Genomic DNA, 20883 nt, shown 5'->3' with positions numbered 1-20883 from the left:
CCTTCTAGGAGCCGGCTAGATTCCGTCCGGGACCATAGTCGGCCCGGTGCTTTCGGCGACGATCTTTCGCCGGCCGACGATCCGCTCGCGGTAGAGTGCATAAAGGCCGGAGCCGATGATGATGGTGGCGCCGATGACCATCGGCAGGTCCGGAATGTCGGCGAAGATGAAGAGGCCAAGCAGGATCGACCAGATCAGGGCGGTATAGCGGAACGGTGCGATGAAGGAGATGTCGCCCACCCGCATCGCCATGATGATGGACTGGTAGCCGATGAGCACGAGCACGGCGGCGAGCGCCAGCAAGGCCGTGCTTTTCCCTGCCATCGGTGTCCAGCCGCCCATCGGCGACAACAGCACCGCGCCGACGATGGTCATGGCAAGTGCGGTCGCGGTCGAAACCAGAAGGGTCGGGATAGCCTTGGGAATCCTCTTGGTGGCGAGATCGCGCACCGCGCAACATGCGACGCAGGCCAACGCGACCAGGGAATATGCGCTGAACCCTTCGAAGCCCGGCCGCACGATGACCAGAACGCCGACAAATCCGAGGGCGATGGCCAACCAGCGCCGCCAGCCGACATCTTCGCCGAAGACGAGCGCCGCGCCCATCGTCACCGCCAGCGGCAGCGCCTGCAGCACTGCCGAGACGCTGGCGATGGGCAGATGGGCGAGCGCGATCAGAAACGTCACCGTGCCGCCGGCTTCGCTGAGGACGCGCAGCGCCACCAGCGGGTCCAGCATCGAGCGCAACCGGACAAGAGCACCGCGCTGCCAGGCAAGCGAGCCGACGAAAAGGGTAGCAAATGCTCCTCTGACCAACATGACTTGCGCCATGTTCATCGATTGCGACGAGTATTTGGTAATGGCGTCGTTGAGGGTGAAGCCGGCCATCGCCACCACCATGAGCAATGCGCCGCGAAGATTTGGAGAAAGGGGCAAGACAACTACCGGTTCTGCTTTGCAGCAAGCCTGTAGCAGCCGGGCCTGAAACAGCAATGGCAAAGGACTGGGCCACGGACCTAGCCGCGGCCCACAAAACCCTTCGATAAGAGTAGAATTTACTTCTTTGGCGTCAGCACCTCGGTGCCATTGCCGTCCTTGCCGGCGATCGTCCACAGACCGTGCAGCGAACCGTCTTCCATCACCTTGTAGACGACGAGGCCGATGTCCTTGTCCATGACATAGCCGGCTGAGAAGGCATCATCGTTGCGCATGCAGATGCCGTCGGAAGACGAGCCGCCCGTCTCCCAGTGGATCGTGCAGGTCGTCTGGCTGGTCAGCGTGATGGTGGCTTCACCGCCATAGGTCGAGCCGTCGAAGTTGGTACCGGCGACCGTGTAGGTGCCGCCAATCGACTGGGCTGCGGCTGGCATGGCCGCGAGGCCAAGCAAGGCAAGAGAAAGAATGAGTTTGCGCATATTTTAATCCCCCGAGAAGCGAAAATCGCGACGGGCAGGCTTAGGGCGCAACAGGCCGACGGTAAATCCGGCCGGCGCCCGTGTTCGGCAATATTGTCGATGTGTGGCCGAAATGTTCAGTGCGCCTTGAGACTGCCCGCTATGGCCGCGACAAGCCGATCGTACTTCGACTTCACGGCAGGCGGGTATTCGAGCCATACGGTGCGAATGACACCATCCCTGCCGAAGAGGCGGCGCTCGTAAAAGATCTTTCCATCCTTCAAGCCCGACAGCACGGCCCAGTCCTTGCCGGCCTTGCTGTAGGTAATCTCGTAGCCCGGCTCCTTGCTGGCTTTCTCCGCCGCGACGAAACCCTTCGGCGTGTCGTCGTCGATGTTGAGGATGCCCGAACAGATCAGGCTGGCGCCATCGGCACTGAGCCATTCCTGCCCGTCGCCATTGTCGGGCTCAGGCTGGCGATCGGTGAAGACCTCGTCGGGAAAAGTGCAGACGGTGCCGAAGCGCTCATTCACATAGGTGAATGGGGCGGCGACTGCGGTGGTCGCCGCAATGATTGCTACAACCGCCAGGAATGAGGAACGCCTCTGCATATCTCGCCTCGGAGCCAATGACCGAGAGGCGATCTTGCATGAATTTCTCGAAAAGATCAGCCGCCCGTAACGCTCATATGCCGCGAAACGGAGGGGCGGCTGGTGCGGCGGTCGATGATGAAGTCATGGCCTTTCGGCTTGCGGCCGATGGCTTCGTCGATGGCGGCGGCGACCAGTTCGTTGCCTTCGGACGCGCGCAAGGGCGCGCGCAGGTCAGCCGCATCCTCCTGCCCGAGGCACATATAGAGCGTGCCCGTGCAGGTCAGCCGGACGCGGTTGCAGCTTTCGCAGAAATTGTGGGTCATCGGCGTGATGAAGCCGAGCCGGCCGCCGGTTTCGGCGACGTGGACATAGCGGGCCGGGCCGCCTGTCTTGAAGGGAATGTCGGTCAGCGTGAACTGGCGTTCAAGCGAAGCGCGCAGCAGCGACAGCGGCAAATACTGGTCGGTGCGGTCCGCGTCGATCTCGCCCATCGGCATGGTTTCGATGACCGTCAGATCCATGCCTCGGCCATGCGCCCAGCGCATCATGTCGGGCAGTTCGGCGTCGTTGAAATCCTTCAGCGCCACCGCGTTGAGCTTGACCTTCAGCCCGGCCGCCTGCGCGGCATCGATGCCCTCCAGGACCTTGCCGAGATGACCCCAGCGGGTGATCTTGTGGAACTTGTCGGCGTCAAGCGTGTCCAGCGAAACGTTGATGCGCTTGACCCCGAAATCGGCGAGCTCGGCTGCAAAGCGCGAAAGCTGCGAACCGTTGGTGGTCAGCGTCAGTTCTTCCAGCGCGCCGCTTTCGAGATGTCGCGACAACTGGCGCACGAGGTGCATAATGTTCTTGCGAACCAGCGGCTCACCACCGGTGAGGCGCAATTTCCTGACGCCCTTTTCGATGAAGACGCCGCACAGCCGGTCGAGCTCTTCCAGAGAAAGCAAGTCCTTTTTGGGCAGGAAGGCCATGTCCTCGGCCATGCAATAGGTGCAACGGAAATCGCAGCGGTCGGTGACCGACACCCTGAGATAACTGATCGTGCGACCGAAGGGGTCGATCATATCCATGCTTCAAGCGCTTCCCGTGGCCGTGAACGGCTTCGTTATATACCGCTATGTGATACGATCCGGCCCGCCATTCAAGATACCGTTTCTCGATCTTTGGTAACATTCCCTGGCCGACATCGCATGTCGGCTTACCTCAAACCGCCTTTTCCCGTTTGGCGAAGCAGCGTAGGGAAGGGTGGATTGCCAAGGGAACGAACATCATGACCGCCCCCAAGGAACTTCGGGTCTCAAAAGACCGCCGACTGCTCTCGGTGACCTTTCCCGATCATCATCCGTTCGAACTGCCGGCGGAACTGTTGCGCGTCGCCTCGCCCTCGGCCGAGGTGCAAGGCCATTCGCCCGAACAGCGCGTAACGGTTCCCGGCAAGCGCAATGTGGCGATCCTCAAGATCGAGCCGGTCGGCAACTACGCGGTGCGCATCACCTTCGATGACTTCCACGACACCGGCATCTTCACCTGGAACTACCTGCACACGCTCGGCCACGAGAAGGACGCGCGCTGGAATGCCTATCTCGCCGAGCTCGCGGAAAAAGGCTTGAGCCGGGATCGCTAGCTGCGGCAAGCCGGCGTCGTGAAAACGTCACCCATCGGGAGTAAGGGCGGCGGAAATGCGGAGACGAAAAGATGTCCGTCATCACCACGGTCGAAGAGCTCGAGGCCCTTTACGGATTGCCCGGCGAAACCTCGCTGGTCAAGGAACTCGACCATGTGATTCCCGAGTATGCCGCCTTCATCGAAGCCTCGCCCTTCGTCGCCCTGGCGACCAGTGGGCCGGAGGGGCTGGACTGTTCGCCGCGCGGCGATCTCGCCGGTTTCGTGCGCATCCTTGACTCGAAAACGCTGATGATGCCGGACCGGCGCGGCAACAACCGCGCCGATTCGCTGAAGAACATCATTCGCGATCCGCGCGTCGGCCTGCTGTTTCTGGTGCCGGGCTCGGGCACGACGCTGCGCATCAACGGTCGCGCCCATATCACCACGGATGCAGCGCTCTGCGCGTCGTTCACGGTCGATGGCAAGCCGGCGCGCTCGGTGACCGTCATCAGCGTCGATTCGGTTTATTTCCAGTGTGCCCGCGCCATCGTCCGTTCCGAGCTCTGGAACCCGGCGAGGCATGTCTATCCGAAGTCGTTGCCGACACCTGGACAAATCCTCGAAATAACCAGCCGCAAGAACATCAACGGCGAGACCTACGACAGGGAATGGCCGGAGCGGGCGAAAAAGACGATGTGGTAGGCTGACGGCGTGGCCGAGACTGAGGTCACGCCTCGTTCAGCACCTCATAGATCTTGCGCATCTGATCGCCGATCATATCGCATTGCTCCGGTGTCGACTGGCTCATCGCCTTTTCGATCAGCGCCATATGCACTTTCAGCGCCTGCATCAGCAGCGCCTCGCCGGCTTCCGTCAGGGCGAGCCGCAGGATGCGCTTGTCCTTCTCATCGCCTTCGCGACGCAGCAGGCCACGCGCCTCCAGCTGCGGCAGCAGCATGGTGATGTTGGAGCGGCCGACGAGCAGCTTGCGGGCAAGGTCGTGCTGCGACATGTCGGGGTGGCGATAGAGGTTCATCAGCACATCGAGCTGCGCCGGCTTCAGGTCGAGCGGCGCGAGCTTCACCGCCAGCGTGCGCTCCAGCACATGGCAGGCGCGCGCCACCGCGACCCAGTTGCGAAAACGCGGGTTGTCCCAGGGTAGGTCTTGTTTATTGTTCATCTTTGAACTATTATGTTCATGCTTGAACGTATGGATGGATTCCCACTATGGCATCAATCGGGCTGAAGGTCATCCGGGGGGTGTTTGGTGCGGCCGAACATATTGCGCCGCGCCTGACCGGCCGCGCGGCTTTCGAACTGTTCTGCCGCACGCCGAATGCCAAGGCGCTGACCGACGGCGAACGCCGCGCCGTCGACCGCGCCGCGGAATTCATGGCCGGGGCGCGGCATCATCGGCTGAAGACTGCCACCGGCTGCATCATGGTGCACGAGTTCCGGCCGGAACCGGGCAGGGCGGTTGCCGGCACCGTGCTTGTCGTCCACGGCTGGCGTTCGCGCACCGAATACATGCGTGCATTGATCGAAGGGTATCGCGCCGCCGGCTACAGGGTTGCTTCGCTTGATCTGCCGGGCCATGGCCAGTCGCTGGGCCGGCGGTTGAACATGGTCAATGCCGTGGATGCCGTGCGCGTTGCCGGCGAATGGTTCGGTCCGTTCGCCGCGGCGGTTGGCCATTCCTTCGGCGGCGCCGTCGCCGCCAACGCCATCGCTGGTTCAGTCAGGAACATCCCGCCGCTGGCGGCCGGACGGCTGGTCCTGATCGCGGCGCCGAGTTCGCTGCCGGCAATCTTCGCCGACTTCAGCCGCATGCTCAATGTCGGGCCGCGCTCGCAGGCCGCCATGGCGGACCGTGTCGAACACCTTTCCGGCCGGCCGCTGCATGAATTCACCGGCGACCGCCAGCTCGCCCATGCGCCGGTGCCGACCCTGGTCATCCACGCGCCGGACGACCGTGAGGTCTCGGCCGATCATGCCAAGCGCTATGCCGGCGCTGGCGGCCATGTGCGGCTCTACTGGGCCGACGGGCTCGGCCACCGCCGCATCCTCGCCGACAGGGGTGTGGTCGAACGTGCCGTCGGCTTCGTGGCTTCGCACCGCGAGCCGTCGCTGCTTCACTAGCGGCAATCAAGATTACTTCTTCTTGTCGCCGGGCTCGACCGGCAGTCCGGCCGCCTTCCAGGCCGTATAGCCGCCAAGGATGTGCTTGACCGGCGAAAGCCCCATGTCCTGCGCTGTCTTGGTGGCCAGCGCCGAGCGCCAGCCGCCGGCGCAGAAGAAAACGAAACTCTTTCCCGAAGCGAAGAACGGCTTGTGGTAGGGGCTTTCCGGATCGATCCAGAACTCCAGCATGCCGCGGGTGACATGCATGGCACCGGGAATCCTGCCGTCGCGATCCACTTCGCGCGGGTCGCGCAGATCAATGAAGATGGTGCCTTCGTCCTCGAGCAAACCCGCTGCTTCCTCGGGCGACACCACTTCGATCTCGGCGTTGGCCTCGTCCAGCAGTTCGCGATAACCCTTTTTCACCGTGTCGTCCCTCCCGGCCAGGTGGTTTGCTGGCAGGTCGAATTTCGAGCACAACAGCCGGCGTTTGTCACGGCCCGGGAGGCCGTTTCGTCACCGGCGCCGCGCTGACCGTCAACGGTGACGCCAACGCCTGATCGCCCATGGATTTCCCCCGCCGGAGCGTAACCGCATCCGTTCCGGCCGTCACGAGGTTGTGAAACCGTTCTGCAACAGGCGCTCCGAAATTTATGGAAGCTTAACGAAATCAGTATGAATCGGTATAGTCGCGTCTTACATCCGCCATGCGGTGAGCGAGATCGTCTAACGGTGCGGAACGGGAACCGGTTGCGACCGGAGCGGGTGATCCATGAAATTCCTCGGAAACAAAGCAGCCGTGATGCCGCTGATGGCGATTACGGCAACGCTAGCCCTCGGTGTGCCTCAGGCGGGAGCGCAAGGGCTTTTCGAGATGCTTTTCGGGGGCGGCATCCGACATGCGCCCCAAGGTGAGTTTCCACCACCTCCTCCGAAGCACAAGCCGAAAATACCTGCCGGTGGTGGCGGTGTGAAAATCAGCGGTCCGTCCTACTACACCTACAAGGCCGATCGCCTGGTCCGAATCGATTTCTCGGCGCTGACGGCAGCGCCGCAGCCGGCGGCACCGCAGGACGCCGCTTTCGTTCCATCAGCGACCGGCGCTGCTTTTCGTGATGCGATTGCCAGCCTGAGCGACTACGAACTCTACGCCGAGCCCGACATCGCCAAGGCGCTGATCGCCTACTACTCGGCCAATCCGGATTTCATCTGGGTAAGCGGAACCAGCCTCAACAGCCGCGCGCAGGATGCGGTGCGGGTGCTCGGCGAGGCAGCGAGCTACGGCCTTACGCCCGCCGACTATGCCGTCGACGTGCCCGCCGCCGACTCGTCAACGGCCGACGCCGCCGCGCGGCTGAAGGACCTCGTCCGTTTCGAAATGGCCCTGTCGGCGCGCGTGCTGCGCTATGCCCATGATGCCCAGAATGGCCGTGTCGAGCCCAACCGCATGACCGGCTACTATGATTTCCCGGCCAAGCCGCTCGACCTGCAAGGCGCGCTGAAAACGCTGGCTCACACCCAGGAAGTGCGCACCTACCTCGAATCGCGACATCCGCAGAATCCGGAGTACCAGGCGCTGCGCGTCGAACTGGAAGCCCTGCAGGCAAGCGCCGAGAACGAAATCGTCGTCGATCCCAAGCTGTTGCTGAAACCGGGCGAGACCAGCCCAGAACTGCCGAAGCTGCTGATGCTGATCGCGCGCAATCTCGATGACGAGATGGGCGGCGCCTATGGCGAGGTCCTGTCCAGGCTGGCGACCAGTGAAGTCTACGTTCCCGAACTGGTTCCGGTCATCAAGGCTGTGCAGCAGAAGGCAGGCATGAAGGGCGACGGCGTCATCGGGCCGCGCACCGTCGCGTCGCTGGCCGGGACATCCAAGGCCGACAGGCTATTGAAGGTGGAAGTGGCGCTGGAGGAACTGCGCTGGCTGCCTTCCGACCTCGGCAGTCCGCGCGTCTTCATCAACCAGCCGGCCTTCACCGCCAGCTATATCGACAATGGCGAGGAAAAGCTGAAGACACGTGTGGTCGTCGGTCGAACCACCAACCAGACCGCTTTCTTCTACGACCAGATCAAGCAGGTCGACTTTCATCCCTATTGGGGGGTGCCGCAGTCGATCATCGTCAACGAAATGCTGCCCAGATTGCGCAGCGATCCAGGCTATCTCGACCGGGCCGGCTACGAGGTGACCGACTCGCGCGGCAACCGCATCCCGTCGTCGGCGGTCAACTGGGGCGCCTATGGCGCCAACATTCCCTACAGCGTGCGCCAGCAGCCGAGCGAGGCCAATGCGCTGGGCGAACTGAAGATCCTGTTCCCCAACAAGCATGCAATCTACATGCACGACACGCCGCAGAAGTCGTTCTTCAAGCAGGACATGCGCGCGCTCAGCCATGGCTGCGTGCGGCTGCAGGATCCGCGCGGCATGGCGGCGGCGGTGCTCGGCACCTCGGTGGACTATATCGCGGAAAAGCTGAAGCATGGGCATTCGACAGAGAACGTGACACGCAAGATCCCGGTCTATGTCGCCTATTTCACCGCATGGCCGGACATGTCCGGCAAGGTCGAGTATTTCGGCGACGTCTACGACCGCGACTCGCGGCTGAAGCAGGCATTGGACGCCACCGAGGCAGTGCGTTCACCGTCGAGTTGAGCAAAGCAGTTTGCGGCATCCAGAGGCAGCGCAACGTCTGAACGTTTAGCCGCCTCAACTCCTTTATTGATCGGGTGACAGCGGCCGCCGGAAGCCGGCATCCCGCCCGGCGATCAGCCAGTAGACCAGTCCGGCGACAGGGCCGGCGCCAGCTATGATGCCGATGTCGGCCCAACGCCCGGCATCCATCTCTTCCGCCGTACTCGGCCAGATCAGGAAGAAGCCGCCCGCCGCGGCCGCGGCGGCGAAGAACATGTGCAACAGGGCGTTGCGCAGCGAGAAGAACTCGGCGATCAGCGCGAAGACAAGCGTCTGCGCTCCGGTCACGACAATCGTCAGGAAGTAGATGAACATGCCGAGCGGCGGCACCACCAGGGCCGCGATCGGCGTGACGCCCATGACATCGAAATACGCCGGCGCATTGGGCAAGGAACTGAGCGCGGCGTAGATCGCCGCCACGGCGACCAGGCCGACCAGTACGGCGACGAGATAGCCGGCAAGCATCATCAGGATACGCTTCACTATGTGCCTCGCCGTCGCCATGCCCATCCCCCATGCGGCGCAGTCAACCGTTCCAGTCAGCCATCAAAGCGGGGCTGATGCAAGCGCAGGCGGGGTATCTCGGCAGGGAGGCGGCTCAGGCGCCACCGCACAGATGCTGCGAATCAGGCAGCGCCCATGAACCTTTGATGGCGAGATCGATGCCGTAGTAGAGCCGGCCGCGATCGTCGCCCTCGGGGCAATCGCGCGGAATTGAGATCAGGCACATGATTGCCGCGTCGCCGACCTTCGAGGCGGCCAGGCCTGGCTCACGATCATAGGAGACGGCCGTGCCGCCATTCGTGAATGTCGCGGCGCTGCCGGCCTCGGGACTGGCCGTTTCCAGCGGATCGTCGCCAAGCCGCGCGGTAAGCGTCTTGATATGCGTGGAGGCGCATTGTCCGATTGCCGAGGGCAGGGGCTGATCCGTCCCTCCAGGGTTCCGCGAGGCGGCCTCCAGCGCCTTTTTGCCGATCAGCGCGATGTTGTAATCCTGCACCCATGACGGGGCATTGCCATAGGTCTGCAATGCGTTGTTCTGCGCGCTGACGATGCAGGCGGTGTCGCTCTTGCAGGCATTGCGGTCGGCGATCAGCCCGCGGGCGATCTTGCGCTTGTCGCCGCCGAACGCCGGCTCGAAACCCTTGAACGCCTTGGAGACCAGCAGATCGATGGCCGAGAGCTGCGGATCGGCGCAGATCGCCTTTTCCGCCGGTAGACTTGCCTTGGCGCAGTCGAAGGACGGCCCGTCGGCCCGTGCCGGAGCGGCCCCAAGCACGCCGCCGGCCAGCATGATGGCGAGCAACAGCAAGACATCGGTTCGAACGGAAGATCGCATGCGTGCCCCCAAGCCAACAGGATTGCACACATATCATATCCCAGGATGGACATTTTGGGTCCTATCCCAGGATGGACATTTCTGGGCGAGACGGTTGGTCATTGAGAACGCCCCGGGAAACGGGGCGCCGCCTCGAACCGCGGATGTCTCTGGAAAAACCCTATTTGGGCTCGGCCGTCACGGGATCGTAGGTGATTTCGACCTTGGCCTTGTCAGACGTGTAGTAGGTGACGGTGTAGGCGCCGCTGTCCCAGTCGATCTCCTTGATGTAACGGAAGCCATCGCGCTGCTCGACCTTGGCGATGATCTCCGACAGTTTCTTGGCATTGGCCGGCGGCAGCGGCTTCTCGTCCGCCGCCAGAGCCGGGCCGGCGGCTAGGAGAACGGCGACGCCGGTCGCCAGCAGAAATCTGGACATGGTTTTCCCTCAAGTTTCGACGGAAGGAAACTCGCTGGCGGGCTGATTTGTTCCGCCTTGCCGCAACACGTGCCCGACCCGGCTTGCACAGGCTGCGATTCGCAGGGCCGTCGCCAACTGGACGGCAAGGTGGAGGTAAGGATGAAAACCTTTGAGGAAAATGGTGGGCGATGCAGGGATTGAACCTGCGACCCCACCCGTGTGAAGGCTGGAATTGCGCGTTTCTGCGGATTTCTCGCGATCACCTCAAAGTATCTAAGTATCGCCTTTCATTGCGTTTTGTGTCACTCGCGGGTATGAGGAGGATACCCGCCGATCTTGCGATGGTGACGACCCGGTGGCGACCCGGAAATGAAAGGCACCCCGTGAAACTGAAGCTTACCAAAATGAGCGTCGACGGCCTCAAAGTGACCGATAAGCGCTACCGTGTCTTCGATACCGAGCTGCCGGGCTTTGCCATCCAAGTTTCGTCGGACGGCACAAAGCGCTGGCAAGTGGAGTACCGACCTCATCCGGGCGGACGCAACACGCCCAAGAAACGCGAGACGCTCGGTACCACGACCGCTCACACCGCGACCCAAGCTCGCGAGTGGGCGAAGGAGACGCTGGCCGACGTCGACAAGGGCAAAGACCCGGTAGCCGAGAAGAAGGCCAGGCGGGCCGAAAACAAGATCGCAGATCTTGTCGACCTATACGAGAAGGACGGCGGCACGATCCTGCGGGGCAAACGCCTCGGTCAGGTGCGCAACGCGCGTTCCAAGCAGTGGATGCTGAATGCGGTTCGCCATCATGTCGTGCCGCTGATCGGCCAGAAGCGCATTTCCGAGGTGACGCCAGCTGATGTCGAGACCATGGTCAAGGCTATCACGACAGGTAAGACCGCTAAGGACGAAAAGATCGGTCCGCGCCGCCGCGTCGTCGTAAGGGGCGGCGCGGGCGCAGCGCGCAAGGTGGCACGCGACCTCTCCACGCTCTTCACGTTCGCGATGAAGCGTGGGCTGGCCGCAAGCAATCCGGTGGCGACCGCTTCGATCAACAAAGTTGACAACAGACGCGACCGCTTTCTGTCGCTTGACGAAATCAAACGGTTCGGTGCTGCACTCGACGAACTGGAGAAAGAGGGCGTCAACCCCAAGGCTCTGAGCATAGCACGGTTGTGGGCCCTTACTGGTTGCCGGCGCGATGAGGTCGCCGGTCTCAAATGGTCAGAGGTTGACCTACAGCGGGGGTGCCTGATCCTCGATGCGACGAAGACCGGCAAGAGCGTGCGACCCCTCTCGTCGGCAGCGATGGCACTGCTTACTAGCCTGCCGCGCTACGCAGATAGCGATCAACCAGATCGATTGAGCCCCTGGGTGTTTCCGGCCACTTCCGGCAAAAGCTTCTTTCAGGGGACGAAGCGTATTTGGGCGAAAATCGTGAAGAAGGCGAAGCTGCCTGGCGTGACGCCGCACACATTGAGGCACACGTTGGGCTCAGCCGCCGTATCGTTCGGAGAGACGCTGGCGATGACCGGCGCGATCCTCGGGCATAAGGACCACCGCTCGACTGCGATCTATGCGCATTTCCAGCACGATCCGCTGCGGCAGGCGGCGGACCGCGCCGTGACGCCTATCGCTGCGGCGCTTGCTGGAAAGAAACCTGGCAAGGTGCTGCCTATGAGAAATCGAACCGAATGAGCGGGGATGAAGCGTACACGGGCCAATGGATATCCAGGGCGGGATTTCCCCGGTGGTCGAAGGACCAGTTAGAGGCCGTAGGTGCGGCACGGCTTCGGCTGCCTACCAGCAAGGTGGAAGACCAGCTGAAGTATCCAGCACACTTTTCGGCTGAAGCGGTCGACCGAATTGTTGCGGCGGTGGCGTCGTCTAAGTCAGCCGCCGTGCGGCTCGACCGGAGCAAACTGCGACACAAACTCGACCGCGCGCTGTTCTGGTATGGAATCTTTGAGGCGTTCAGTGGGCTTCGTGGACCGTATCGGACGCTAGGCAAACGTAGATGGCATAAGCTACCCCCCGCCCAAAGGCCATTGCGGTGGTTGCTCAACCCGCATGGACCGGAAAGCGCGACTGAGTGGCTGGTGGGCGAACACCTTGCGAAGATTTTCGCACGCCATTTTGGCATGCGAGCTACGGCCCGCCAGTATCAAACGGTGCGCAAAGGCGGTGAAATCCACCCTGGCAAATTGAGCCCGTATGTCGTTTTTGTGCTGGCTGTCTTGGAGGAAGCCGAAATCCGGAAGGGGAATAGCGACCCGATTACGGTGGAAACCATCATTGCATATCGCAAAAAAGCGCTTCGAACCAAAGGGTTAAAGTAAATTTCGCTTACCCACGTGCGGCGTACCCTGAAGTCATTTCAACATCACTCCCGATCATTTGTCGCAACCGAAGCGCCCTCCCCACGAGGGGCTCCAGTTAATACGGGAGTGAGCCATGACACTGCTGAACCCAAAGCAGGCGTCTCAGTACCTACGCGAAAAGGGGGTGACCCGCTCGCCGGTGACGCTGCGCAATTTGCGCGTCAAGGGCGGCGGCCCGCAGTTCCGCAAGCTGGGTAACAACGTCTACTACGAGCCCGAGCTGCTCGACGAATGGATCACGAACCGTCTGACAGCCCCTATGGCCTCGACCGCCGAACTGCCAACCCGCGCAGCCTAAAACCCGCCGGGCAAACCTCTGCTCGGCGGGCGAAGGTTGGTTTGAAGCCAGTAGGACGGCCCGAAACTACTCTCCGTTTGAAGCGCAGGTCAATTGCCCCCCTATGCAAGAGGGACGCGAACCATGCGCGCACCAGACGACCAACCTCTCCTTGGTCCTGATGATGGCGAGCCCCACCACGTCATTCATCGATCAACAGCGGCGAGCTTTTTCGCACTGAATGTTCGCCGTGCCGCGCTTGGTCTGGCGCCGGTGAACCCAGCGACATCGCTCACGCCTGTGGCGCGCGATGGGCGTCCTATCGAAGCTGCTGCAGTCCGCGCTTGGCGGCGCGACCATCGCCTTGTTGCCTTGCCGTCCGGTTTCGCCGTGCCGCAATGGAGGGTGCGATGAGCGGCCTGCCCGGCTATGCCGAATTGCGCGGGTTGATGCACGACCGTAACGTCGCCGATGTGGCCTGCCCGCTCTGCGGCCCACATTGCCGTGAACCGCGCAACAGGAGCCGTCCGGTCCTTCGGCTTTGGTCTGAGCCGGGTTTCATTTCGTACTATTGCGCCCGCTGTGGCGAACATGGCTACGTCCGCCAACACCAGAGGGTTGAAATCGATGCAGCCACACGGGCAGCGATGCTTCGCGCCCGTAAAGCATTCGCGGTTCACGACGCGGAAACGGCGATCAAGCAGCACCAGAAAGCCTTGTGGCTATGGTCCGTGCGACAGGCAATCGGAGGTACGCCAGCCGAACACTATCTGCGCAAGGTCCGTGCGATATCTTGTCCGCTGCCGCCGACACTCGGGTTCCTTCCGGCTCGCGGCCACTATCCGCCAGCCCTGATCGCCGCTTTCGGGATGGCCGAAGAACCCGAACCGGGTCGGCTCTATCTCGCCGAGAAAGGGCTAGCCGGCGTGCATCTAACGCGGCTCCGTCCAGACGGCAGCGGCAAGGCGGAAGAGCCGGCAAAAATCATGATCGGGCGCTCGAAGGGTGCACCACTCATCTTGGCGCCACCGAACGACTTGCTCGGGCTGATCCTTACCGAGGGGATCGAGGATGCGCTTTCGGCACATCAGGCGACCGGGCTTGGCGCATGGGCGGCTGGATCGGCGTCGCGGCTGCCGGCGTTGGCGGATCAGGTGCCCGGCCATACCGATTGCGTTACCGTGCTGGCGGATGACGATGCCGCCGGTCGGTGCCATGCGCCGGCCTTGGTCGAACGGCTAGTTCAACGCGGCATCCATGCCGAATTGAGCGTCCCCGGAACGGAGGCTCCGTGATGGCTCGTGATGCCAACGACATCCTGCGCGAAAATGGCGAGGCGAACCTGCGGGAGAGAATTGATGGGACGCGTCAGACGGGCGGCAGAGGTCGCGAGACCATACTCGGCGAATGGGACGCGGGCGATGATACTAACCCAGTTCCGCCCCGCCAATGGCTGCTCGGCAATGTCTTCTGCCGCCGCTTCGTAAGTTCCCTGATTGCCGACGGCGGAACGGGCAAGACCGCGTTGCGCGTTGCACAGGCGCTCGCGTTGGCCACAGGACGCAATCTTACAGGCGAGTATGTGTTTCAGCGCTGCCGCGTTCTCTTGGTCTCGCTCGAAGACGACAAGGACGAACTGCGCCGCCGGGTCAAGGCAGCGATGCTCCACCACGACGTTTCCGAGGCAGAGGTCAAGGGCTGGCTTTTCCTCGCCGCGCCCGGCGGCAAGGCGGGCAAGCTGATGACCCCCGGCGACAAAGGACGGGTTACAACCGCCGGGCTGGCCGCCGCACTGAAACAAACGGTCCAACGCCGCAAGGTCGACTTTGTCTGCCTAGACCCCTTCGTTAAGACACACGGCCTGAGCGAAAACGACAACAGCCTGATGGACCAAGTGATCGAGTTTCTTGCCAACCTTGCCATCGAAATGAATATTGCCCTTGATGTGCCGCACCATACCGCAAAGGGCAGCGCCAATCCCGGCAATGCAGATCGCGGTCGCGGCGCCAGCGCGATCAAGGACGGCGCACGTCTTGTCTATACTCTGACGACAATGAGCGACGACGAGGCCGCGACATTCGGGGTGCCCCCTGCTGACCGGCGGCTCTATGTTCGGGTGGATGCCGGCAAGGTGAACATCGCACCGCCTGCGGCCGCAGCGAAGTGGTTCAGGCTGGTCAACGTCGCGCTTGGCAACGGCAACGATCTTTATCCTGGCGGCGACAATGTGCAGACTGTCGAACCGTGGGCCGCGCCCGGCACGTGGGAAGGACTTACCGACGAACTCGTAAACCGGATACTCACTGACATCGACGCCGGCACGGGGGACGGCGAGCTCTACTCCGCCGCCAGCTCTGCCACGAGCCGGGCCGCTTGGAAGGTGGTCCAGAAGCACGCAGCGAAGAAGACGGAAAAGCAATGCCGCGACATGGTCGCCACATGGGTCAAGAGTGGCCTGCTCTTCAAGGAAACATACCGTAGTCCGGGGACTCGAAAGGACCAGGAAGGTCTCCACGTGGATGACATGAAACGACCCGGAAAGGTCGGCACATGAAGTGGGCTCAGGCCTCGCGCAATGGGCAAACTTCGATTGCGCACCAATTGCGCAAAACAGGGTGCGCAATCATCGAAGGTGCCCTAAGGAAAATCAATTGCGCATTGATGCGCGCAATTGTCTTTCCCCGATGGCGCACCGACGGCGCAATTGCGCAACGAGGCCCACTGGCCGTAGTCGATGTGGCGCCAACTTGGTCAATGTGGTACTTTCAACCGCCATGCCACACACCAAATTGAACACACGGCAGGAGCAGTTTTGCCACGGCCTCGTCGAAGGCCTCCCCCAGTCTCGGGCCTATATCAAGGCCGGCTACACAGCGCGCGGCAATGCGGCTGAAGTTGAGGCCTCGAAGATGGTCAGATTGCCTAAGGTGGCCGCCCGCATCGCTGAGTTGCGAGCCGACGCCGCAAGGCGGTCAGAAATCACGGTCGACGACTTGGTTGATGAGCTTAACCTCATGTTCAAGCTCGCGCTGGCAACGAAGAACCCTGCCGCTGGCGTTACGGCTGTCATGGGCAAAGCGAAGCTGCTCGGGCTGATCATTGACAAAGCCGAAGTCGCCACGACCCAGCGTAAGCCGATGCGGGAGCCGGGCTACGATGGTCAGCTGAGCCTTGAGGAATGGCAGGCAAAGTTCGCGCCGAAGCGCGACGGCGGCGGGACGCTGCAGTAGTACGTTTACAAAAGCCTCGCAGGCTTCCACAAAGGAGCGAGGGCGAGGCATATCGTTTCCCAGCCAGCCAAAGGCAATACGCGAGGAATGCCGTTTCCGCTCGTTTCCGTAGGCACTAGGAAGCCGCCGGACCAGGGGCGAAAACAATCCATCGAACTAAATTTATGAGATGGCATCGACAGGCAGCTGGAATGTGATGAACCTCGTTCAGATCAACGACGATCCGTCTCAATTTGCCGCGCGCATCCCTGATCTTGATCTGCCTGTCCGGCGGATATTTCCCCTCGCTCGGCTGCTCGATGCCATGAGGTCGAACGAAATGGCGCTGGTCGCACCACAGCTATGGGACGATCCGCGAGAAGACCCGACCGTGCTTTGCATGCTGGACGGAACCAATCTCGTCCAAAACAAGGGCCAGCGACAACTGGCGGACTATCTGGCTCCGGCATGGGCACAATGCTGGTCGCTTAACCCCGGCTCCGACACCTTGCTCAGGGCATACTCCCGTGTGAGGTTGGACCCACAAAGCCGGCGCAACACGGATCGGTTGGACGAAGGTGTGACCGTGACAACCACGGTGCGGCGTTTGTTGGCTGCTGGAGAAGGATGGCATGCTGACGGCGCGGACGGCCACATAGTGGTTGGCCGGGTCGAATATCTGGAGGACCAAGAAATCTCGCAACGCATTGTGAACGCATGCAACGGCGAGCAAGGTCCTAGGTTCTTCTGTACCGTGCAGGGTCGCGCGAACTCACTTTTATGGAAGCGAGACTATTTCGGGCATGAGCAGGAGGTACGTCTCCTTCTGATTGGGCGGTCATGGCGCCAGGACAAGCCATCGCCGACGCTCCGCCGTCTTAGGATTGATCCCAATTCCTTGTTCACGTCTATTAGCTTCGATCCAAGGCTCGTAGATTTCGAAGCTATTGAGCGGGAAGCCGAATTTCGGGAAGCCGGGTATACAGGCGAGGTCACCCGCGACCTCAGCTACCAGAAGACACTCTCCCTACTTATGATGACGCGGGACTGGCCTGATCCGTAGGCAGAGCAGTGTCACAGTCTGCGTCGGCTTCATCATTGCCGTCACCAAGCGGTCCACGGGTTTGGTCGGGATGGGGCGCGTTTGGTCAGCCAAGTCCTTGCTGCTGCCAGCCCAAATAGTTTTGTAAAAACTACAAACGAGCGTATACATTCCTTACATCAACAAGGAAGTCGCCGATGAAGCCCGCAATCACTTATCTTCGCGTCTCGACCGACCGTCAGGGCAAGAGCGGCCTCGGCCTTGATGCCCAGCGCCAGTCAATCGCCCGCTTCGTCGAGGCCGAGGGGTTTGAGGTCGTCGGCGAGTTCGTCGAGGTCGAAACCGGCAAGGGCTCCGACGCCCTCGACAGGCGACCGCAGCTCAAGGCGGCGCTTGCCACCGCTCGCAAAGCCGATGCCCCGGTGGTTGTCGCCAAATTGGACAGGCTCAGCCGCGATGTCCATTTCATCAGTGGCCTGATGGCCAAGCGGGTTCCGTTCATCGTTGCAGAGCTTGGCCCCAAGGTCGACAGCTTCATGTTGAACATCTATGCAGCGGTCGCCCAGCAGGAGCGTGAGCTGATCAGCCAGCGCACCAAGGAGGCCCTGGCGGCAGCAAAGGCGCGTGGCGTGAAGTTAGGTGGCCCGAACCTCCCAATGGCGCAGAAGAAATCACTCGCCGTTCGCATGCAGCAAGCGGACGCCTTTGCCGAGAATGTCATTCCGATCATCCGTGATATCCGCGCGACAGGAGCCTCGCTGCGCCAGACCGCTGCGGCGCTGAATGCTCGCGGCATCGCCACGGCACGAGGCGGAACGTGGACAGCCGTGCAGGTGACGGACATCGTCAATCGTGATGCTCGCTTGAGGTCCAGTCAGCGCGAGCCAGCCGCTGTTGAGCCCCAAGATGAAGTGGCAGAAGGCGCTACGTCTGGATCGCGGACCCCACTCGGCTCCCGCTGGTAGCCATGCGGGGGTGCCCGCCCCCCCCCGCCGGGTTTGCCGTTGGCGGGGCGGGGGGGCTCTGTGGGGGCCCCATGTTCCGGCGCGCAAAGCCGAAACAGCCGCGTCCACCTCCAACCTCGGACCACCCTATTGGCGAGTCGGCACTTCAATATGTTATCGACATCTCGGTGGGGCCCGAGGCTGACCTGATGAACGACGCTTTCAAGGAAGTAGCTGCGTTGGTGGACGATTTTGATCGTCGATTGAGGCGCATCGAAGATGACGTAGCCAACATTCTGGAATTACTGCAGAACAAAGCGAATCCTCCTGAGGCTGACAACGTTCGCCCAAATAAAAAACTTGCTTACACGCTGCGAGAGGCGAGCGAGACCACGGGTCTTTCAAGGACGAAATTTTACAGCTTGTTTAAGGAGGGGAAATTGCAACGGAGCAAGGCAGGTGGGCGCACCTTAGTCCTCGCGACCGAGTTGGAGCGGTATTTGCGGGAGGGGTCCTGATCAACGGGTGCCAACGGAGCAACTGCCTCGGGCTCATCGGCAAGCTCTGGACCAATTTCCCTGAACTCGCCATCTCTAGACCCCCAATTTGATGGCTCAGGGCGTTTATGTGCCCGACCACACATTCTCGGTTCCAATGGCCAACTGACCGCATTGTCAGCAGACAGCATCTGACCATCTCTGCGCCCTGGCACGGTGATGCTATGGTCGGCATGATCGGCAGCTAGGAGGACATCATCCATGCCCGCGATCACCCGCCGTACTCTTCTCGCGCTGACCGGCGCGGCGGCTGCTGTCGATCCCGTGTCCGCTGACGTAAGGACCTCGCCGAAGCTGCAGGCACTGATCGCTGCACATGAGGCGGCCTATGCCGAGTTCCATCGTGTTGTTCATCGGCTGGGGAGCCGCAGCGACGCCTGCGGCCGGGCCGACAAGGTCGAGCAAGAGGCACTGCTGGCCGTCTGCTCCTTTCCAGCAGTCAACCGAGATGAGCGCCGGGCCAAGTCGAAATATCTGCTTGCCGTCGAGGCTCGTGGCGAGCTTGATCTGGAAGAGCATATGCAGGCCATCCTGCGCTCGATCATGCGGGGCTGATGGACCGTGCGGCGCAGGCGGCAACCTTAACTGGCTAGGCTTTAGGATGGCCCACGGCGTCGACCCGGACCGATAGCCCGGCGGACCGAGTCCCGCCCGACCCTGCCCCCCCTAACGCGCTGAGGGCCCGATGTTGCTCCCGAATGGACTTTCGATGTGCATTCTGCTTCTCTCTATTTGTCGTCTATTCGGGGGGGTAACGAATGCGCCTGTTTCTTCTTGTTATTTCATTCGCAGCAATCGTTGGAACCAACGTCTCGGCACAGGACACGCAAGTGGAGAACGGTCCCGTTATTATACCAGAACGGCTACAGCAGCTTGCAACGGAGTTTCCTGTTGCTCGCAGGCTCGGCGTAGATTGGCAGAAGGCCAGCGCGGGTGACATCACAAAGTACGTGGGATTTCTGGCGTCTACTGCCGTCTTGGCTAATGAGGTGGCCAGTCGCAACAAGCGCAAAGCCCCGTCTGATGACGACTTTCTTGCGGCCCTCTCGATGCAATGCATCTGGCCGCCAAATAAGCCGCCGTTCGTCGAGCAGTATTGGCCCGCGCAGATCGTCGCGTTCTATGACGAGAAGGTTCGCGACGCTTTACGCAAGGCCATCGGCCCGGCCGGCTTTGGTATGCCCTCGGTTATCGAAAAGTACGGCAAGGATCAGTTCGCTGCCGAAGGTGGGTTCTTGCCCCAAAAGGAAGACGACTACTTCAAGCAAGTTTTCGACCCACGGCAATTGCCCGGGGCTCGGTGATGACGTCATTCCTGACGTCTCTGCTCGATGTAATACGGTGCTGGCCGGTGCTTGAGGCGATAGCGCTCATCATCTGGCTGAGAAGCCTTCTCGCCGCATGGCAAAATATGGGCAGCACCGCTTCTGATTGCCTTGACGAACGACAGCTCGGCGCAGAAGTCATACTCGCTCAGCTTAACGGTGTGATCACTGGTAGCTCGATCATCGTTGCCGGCGTAGGCGCCTTTGTCGCAATCAACAAGGGTGTATTGCCTCCGGCGTCCCGGCACTTCGAATTGGCTGCCATATTCTCCATTGTCGGGATGGGTCTGGCTATGTACACGCTCGGAACGCTTCCTTCTCGAACGCCTTCTGAAAATTTCGTCCGTTCGAAGCCTGTGGCCATCCTATGCTCAACAGCGCTGTTTTTCGCGTTGGTGGGCGGCATCAGGTTTGCATGCGGAGCGATTTCGTCAATAGTATAGGCGGGCGATTTTTGGATGGGACGGGGCATTCGCATTATGGAACGCATCAGGCTACCGGATCAGGTCGCGGCGATCTATCGGGCGGTCGCCGAGCTTGAGTCAGCTTATCCCGGCCGCCGGTTCACGCCTGACGGGCATCTGCTAGGCGCAATTGGCGAGGTTGTCGCTGCGGCCGCGCTTGGCCTCACCCTGTATCCCAATTCCCACCCCGGCCACGACGCCCATGACGGCAACGGCGGCGACGTACAAATAAAGATGGTAGGCACGGCTGCGAAAAGAGTCTCGCTTTACGCTTCCTGCGACCGGCTTGTGGTGCTCAAGGTAGTTTCGCCCGAAGAGGTTGAGATCGTCTACGATGGTCTTGGCGAGCCAGCGTGGGCGCGCGCCGGTAAGATGGCAAAGAACGGCCAGCGGTCGATCAGCCTCGGCGCCCTTCGCAGCCTCGCAATGCCGCGACAATCAGGCGGCCTGAATGGCGATCTTATCTGCAATGACTAGCATCATCCGGCGGGTACATCCTGTCGCTGTGTGGCTATAGTAGGTGGAAAGAATCGCGATATGA

The 20883-nt window shown here is 61.5% G+C and carries 26 protein-coding genes; 17 read left to right on the top strand and 9 right to left on the bottom strand.

What is annotated here, in order from left to right; translation table 11 throughout:
* Window positions 1-15: 15 nt before the first annotated feature.
* The 4 genes from OOJ09_RS19255 to moaA all read right to left on the bottom strand — a co-directional run bounded on the left by OOJ09_RS19255 (window position 16) and on the right by moaA (window position 3057).
* Window positions 16-936, bottom strand: coding sequence for a DMT family transporter (locus OOJ09_RS19255; protein ID WP_269906698.1), 921 nt, complete (start codon window positions 934-936; stop codon window positions 16-18).
* A gap of 119 nt (window positions 937-1055) precedes the next feature.
* Window positions 1056-1415 (bottom strand): hypothetical protein, encoded by a 360-nt coding sequence (locus OOJ09_RS19250; RefSeq protein WP_269906697.1) that lies wholly within the window; start codon window positions 1413-1415, stop codon window positions 1056-1058.
* A 116-nt stretch (window positions 1416-1531) separates the two neighbouring features.
* Window positions 1532-2005 (bottom strand): hypothetical protein, encoded by a 474-nt coding sequence (locus tag OOJ09_RS19245; RefSeq protein ID WP_269906696.1) that lies wholly within the window; start codon window positions 2003-2005, stop codon window positions 1532-1534.
* A gap of 56 nt (window positions 2006-2061) precedes the next feature.
* Window positions 2062-3057, bottom strand: a complete 996-nt coding sequence (gene moaA / locus OOJ09_RS19240; protein WP_269906695.1) for a GTP 3',8-cyclase MoaA — start codon at window positions 3055-3057, stop codon at window positions 2062-2064.
* Between the two features lie 200 nt (window positions 3058-3257).
* On the opposite strand from moaA, the gene OOJ09_RS19235 reads away from it, so the two are divergent.
* Together OOJ09_RS19235 and OOJ09_RS19230 are read left to right on the top strand one after the other, a co-directional pair.
* Window positions 3258-3611 carry a DUF971 domain-containing protein gene (locus tag OOJ09_RS19235; RefSeq protein WP_269906694.1) on the top strand — a complete coding sequence of 118 codons (354 nt, stop codon included), beginning with the start codon at window positions 3258-3260 and terminating at the stop codon, window positions 3609-3611.
* 71 nt (window positions 3612-3682) lie between these two features.
* On the top strand, window positions 3683-4294 hold the full coding sequence (locus tag OOJ09_RS19230) for a pyridoxamine 5'-phosphate oxidase family protein (protein ID WP_269906693.1): 612 nt from the start codon (window positions 3683-3685) through the stop codon (window positions 4292-4294).
* A gap of 25 nt (window positions 4295-4319) precedes the next feature.
* On the opposite strand, the gene OOJ09_RS19225 is transcribed toward OOJ09_RS19230, so the two are convergent.
* A complete protein-coding gene (locus OOJ09_RS19225) occupies window positions 4320-4772 on the bottom strand; it encodes a MarR family winged helix-turn-helix transcriptional regulator (protein WP_269906692.1) in 453 nt (150 codons plus the stop codon).
* A gap of 47 nt (window positions 4773-4819) precedes the next feature.
* Between OOJ09_RS19225 and OOJ09_RS19220 the strand changes: the two genes are divergently transcribed.
* Window positions 4820-5731: an alpha/beta hydrolase gene (locus OOJ09_RS19220; RefSeq protein WP_269906691.1), complete on the top strand. Its 912-nt coding sequence runs from the start codon at window positions 4820-4822 to the stop codon at window positions 5729-5731.
* 12 nt (window positions 5732-5743) lie between these two features.
* Here OOJ09_RS19220 and OOJ09_RS19215 read toward each other — a convergent pair whose 3' ends face one another.
* Complete coding sequence (locus OOJ09_RS19215) at window positions 5744-6139, bottom strand: rhodanese-like domain-containing protein (RefSeq protein ID WP_269906690.1); 396 nt, start codon at window positions 6137-6139, stop codon at window positions 5744-5746.
* A gap of 346 nt (window positions 6140-6485) precedes the next feature.
* On the opposite strand from OOJ09_RS19215, the gene OOJ09_RS19210 reads away from it, so the two are divergent.
* The gene (locus tag OOJ09_RS19210) at window positions 6486-8366 is read left to right on the top strand and encodes a L,D-transpeptidase family protein (protein WP_269906689.1); all 1881 of its coding nucleotides are present in this window, start codon (window positions 6486-6488) and stop codon (window positions 8364-8366) included.
* A 63-nt stretch (window positions 8367-8429) separates the two neighbouring features.
* Here the strand turns inward: OOJ09_RS19210 and OOJ09_RS19205 are convergent, their stop codons facing one another.
* From OOJ09_RS19205 to OOJ09_RS19195, 3 genes are all read right to left on the bottom strand, one after another.
* On the bottom strand, window positions 8430-8915 hold the full coding sequence (locus tag OOJ09_RS19205; protein WP_269906688.1) for a hypothetical protein: 486 nt from the start codon (window positions 8913-8915) through the stop codon (window positions 8430-8432).
* An 88-nt stretch (window positions 8916-9003) separates the two neighbouring features.
* A complete protein-coding gene (locus OOJ09_RS19200; protein WP_269906687.1) occupies window positions 9004-9744 on the bottom strand; it encodes a lysozyme inhibitor LprI family protein in 741 nt (246 codons plus the stop codon).
* 160 nt (window positions 9745-9904) lie between these two features.
* Entirely contained in the window at window positions 9905-10162 is a 258-nt protein-coding gene (locus OOJ09_RS19195) for a PepSY domain-containing protein (RefSeq protein ID WP_269906686.1), read from the bottom strand.
* A gap of 365 nt (window positions 10163-10527) precedes the next feature.
* On the opposite strand from OOJ09_RS19195, the gene OOJ09_RS19190 reads away from it, so the two are divergent.
* The 13 genes from OOJ09_RS19190 (at window position 10528) to OOJ09_RS19130 (ending at window position 20819) form a co-directional block, all read left to right on the top strand.
* Window positions 10528-11841, top strand: coding sequence for a tyrosine-type recombinase/integrase (locus tag OOJ09_RS19190; protein ID WP_269906685.1), 1314 nt, complete (start codon window positions 10528-10530; stop codon window positions 11839-11841).
* Complete coding sequence (locus OOJ09_RS19185) at window positions 11838-12482, top strand: hypothetical protein (RefSeq protein ID WP_269906684.1); 645 nt, start codon at window positions 11838-11840, stop codon at window positions 12480-12482. Before OOJ09_RS19190 ends, OOJ09_RS19185 begins: the two co-directional genes overlap by 4 nt.
* 115 nt (window positions 12483-12597) lie before the next feature.
* Window positions 12598-12822 (top strand): helix-turn-helix transcriptional regulator, encoded by a 225-nt coding sequence (locus OOJ09_RS19180; RefSeq protein WP_269906683.1) that lies wholly within the window; start codon window positions 12598-12600, stop codon window positions 12820-12822.
* Between the two features lie 389 nt (window positions 12823-13211).
* The gene (locus OOJ09_RS19175; protein ID WP_269906682.1) at window positions 13212-14096 is read left to right on the top strand and encodes a toprim domain-containing protein; all 885 of its coding nucleotides are present in this window, start codon (window positions 13212-13214) and stop codon (window positions 14094-14096) included.
* Window positions 14096-15355, top strand: coding sequence for an AAA family ATPase (locus OOJ09_RS19170; protein ID WP_269906681.1), 1260 nt, complete (start codon window positions 14096-14098; stop codon window positions 15353-15355). The genes OOJ09_RS19175 and OOJ09_RS19170 overlap by 1 nt, the downstream gene beginning before the upstream one ends.
* Window positions 15356-15557: 202 nt before the next feature.
* Window positions 15558-16031 (top strand): terminase small subunit, encoded by a 474-nt coding sequence (locus OOJ09_RS19165; RefSeq protein ID WP_269906794.1) that lies wholly within the window; start codon window positions 15558-15560, stop codon window positions 16029-16031.
* Window positions 16032-16227: 196 nt separating this feature from the next.
* Window positions 16228-17073 carry a hypothetical protein gene (locus OOJ09_RS19160; RefSeq protein WP_269906680.1) on the top strand — a complete coding sequence of 282 codons (846 nt, stop codon included), beginning with the start codon at window positions 16228-16230 and terminating at the stop codon, window positions 17071-17073.
* 176 nt (window positions 17074-17249) lie between these two features.
* Window positions 17250-18017, top strand: coding sequence for a recombinase family protein (locus tag OOJ09_RS19155; RefSeq protein WP_269906679.1), 768 nt, complete (start codon window positions 17250-17252; stop codon window positions 18015-18017).
* Window positions 18018-18205: 188 nt separating this feature from the next.
* Window positions 18206-18514: a helix-turn-helix domain-containing protein gene (locus OOJ09_RS19150; RefSeq protein WP_269906678.1), complete on the top strand. Its 309-nt coding sequence runs from the start codon at window positions 18206-18208 to the stop codon at window positions 18512-18514.
* Between the two features lie 240 nt (window positions 18515-18754).
* The gene (locus OOJ09_RS19145) at window positions 18755-19108 is read left to right on the top strand and encodes a hypothetical protein (RefSeq protein ID WP_269906677.1); all 354 of its coding nucleotides are present in this window, start codon (window positions 18755-18757) and stop codon (window positions 19106-19108) included.
* Between the two features lie 203 nt (window positions 19109-19311).
* Window positions 19312-19857 carry a hypothetical protein gene (locus OOJ09_RS19140; RefSeq protein WP_269906676.1) on the top strand — a complete coding sequence of 182 codons (546 nt, stop codon included), beginning with the start codon at window positions 19312-19314 and terminating at the stop codon, window positions 19855-19857.
* Window positions 19857-20321 (top strand): hypothetical protein, encoded by a 465-nt coding sequence (locus OOJ09_RS19135; protein ID WP_269906675.1) that lies wholly within the window; start codon window positions 19857-19859, stop codon window positions 20319-20321. Before OOJ09_RS19140 ends, OOJ09_RS19135 begins: the two co-directional genes overlap by 1 nt.
* Window positions 20322-20357: 36 nt before the next feature.
* Window positions 20358-20819, top strand: a complete 462-nt coding sequence (locus OOJ09_RS19130) for a DUF6998 domain-containing protein (RefSeq protein WP_269906674.1) — start codon at window positions 20358-20360, stop codon at window positions 20817-20819.
* Window positions 20820-20883: the final 64 nt, after the last annotated feature.

Origin of the sequence: Mesorhizobium qingshengii (genome assembly GCF_027563465.1) — a bacterium.
GTDB classification, from domain to species: domain Bacteria; phylum Pseudomonadota; class Alphaproteobacteria; order Rhizobiales; family Rhizobiaceae; genus Mesorhizobium; species Mesorhizobium qingshengii_A.
Note: the sequence above shows the minus strand (reverse complement) of the source record. Positions and strands in the feature narration are given on the sequence as shown.

Bases quoted from the DNA above. Each gene is read 5' to 3' on its own strand.
- OOJ09_RS19250 (WP_269906697.1), bottom strand. From the start codon at position 1,415: ATGCGCAAACTCATTCTTTCTCTTGCCTTGCTTGGCCTCGCGGCCATG.
- OOJ09_RS19245 (WP_269906696.1), bottom strand. From the start codon at position 2,005: ATGCAGAGGCGTTCCTCATTCCTGGCGGTTGTAGCAATCATTGCGGCG.
- moaA (WP_269906695.1), bottom strand. From the start codon at position 3,057: ATGGATATGATCGACCCCTTCGGTCGCACGATCAGTTATCTCAGGGTG.
- OOJ09_RS19235 (WP_269906694.1), top strand. From the start codon at position 3,258: ATGACCGCCCCCAAGGAACTTCGGGTCTCAAAAGACCGCCGACTGCTC.
- OOJ09_RS19230 (WP_269906693.1), top strand. From the start codon at position 3,683: ATGTCCGTCATCACCACGGTCGAAGAGCTCGAGGCCCTTTACGGATTG.
- OOJ09_RS19225 (WP_269906692.1), bottom strand. From the start codon at position 4,772: ATGAACAATAAACAAGACCTACCCTGGGACAACCCGCGTTTTCGCAAC.
- OOJ09_RS19220 (WP_269906691.1), top strand. From the start codon at position 4,820: ATGGCATCAATCGGGCTGAAGGTCATCCGGGGGGTGTTTGGTGCGGCC.
- OOJ09_RS19210 (WP_269906689.1), top strand. From the start codon at position 6,486: ATGAAATTCCTCGGAAACAAAGCAGCCGTGATGCCGCTGATGGCGATT.
- OOJ09_RS19205 (WP_269906688.1), bottom strand. From the start codon at position 8,915: ATGGGCATGGCGACGGCGAGGCACATAGTGAAGCGTATCCTGATGATG.
- OOJ09_RS19200 (WP_269906687.1), bottom strand. From the start codon at position 9,744: ATGCGATCTTCCGTTCGAACCGATGTCTTGCTGTTGCTCGCCATCATG.
- OOJ09_RS19195 (WP_269906686.1), bottom strand. From the start codon at position 10,162: ATGTCCAGATTTCTGCTGGCGACCGGCGTCGCCGTTCTCCTAGCCGCC.
- OOJ09_RS19185 (WP_269906684.1), top strand. From the start codon at position 11,838: ATGAGCGGGGATGAAGCGTACACGGGCCAATGGATATCCAGGGCGGGA.
- OOJ09_RS19180 (WP_269906683.1), top strand. From the start codon at position 12,598: ATGACACTGCTGAACCCAAAGCAGGCGTCTCAGTACCTACGCGAAAAG.
- OOJ09_RS19175 (WP_269906682.1), top strand. From the start codon at position 13,212: ATGAGCGGCCTGCCCGGCTATGCCGAATTGCGCGGGTTGATGCACGAC.
- OOJ09_RS19170 (WP_269906681.1), top strand. From the start codon at position 14,096: ATGGCTCGTGATGCCAACGACATCCTGCGCGAAAATGGCGAGGCGAAC.
- OOJ09_RS19160 (WP_269906680.1), top strand. From the start codon at position 16,228: ATGAACCTCGTTCAGATCAACGACGATCCGTCTCAATTTGCCGCGCGC.
- OOJ09_RS19155 (WP_269906679.1), top strand. From the start codon at position 17,250: ATGAAGCCCGCAATCACTTATCTTCGCGTCTCGACCGACCGTCAGGGC.
- OOJ09_RS19150 (WP_269906678.1), top strand. From the start codon at position 18,206: ATGAACGACGCTTTCAAGGAAGTAGCTGCGTTGGTGGACGATTTTGAT.
- OOJ09_RS19145 (WP_269906677.1), top strand. From the start codon at position 18,755: ATGCCCGCGATCACCCGCCGTACTCTTCTCGCGCTGACCGGCGCGGCG.
- OOJ09_RS19140 (WP_269906676.1), top strand. From the start codon at position 19,312: ATGCGCCTGTTTCTTCTTGTTATTTCATTCGCAGCAATCGTTGGAACC.
- OOJ09_RS19135 (WP_269906675.1), top strand. From the start codon at position 19,857: ATGACGTCATTCCTGACGTCTCTGCTCGATGTAATACGGTGCTGGCCG.
- OOJ09_RS19130 (WP_269906674.1), top strand. From the start codon at position 20,358: ATGGAACGCATCAGGCTACCGGATCAGGTCGCGGCGATCTATCGGGCG.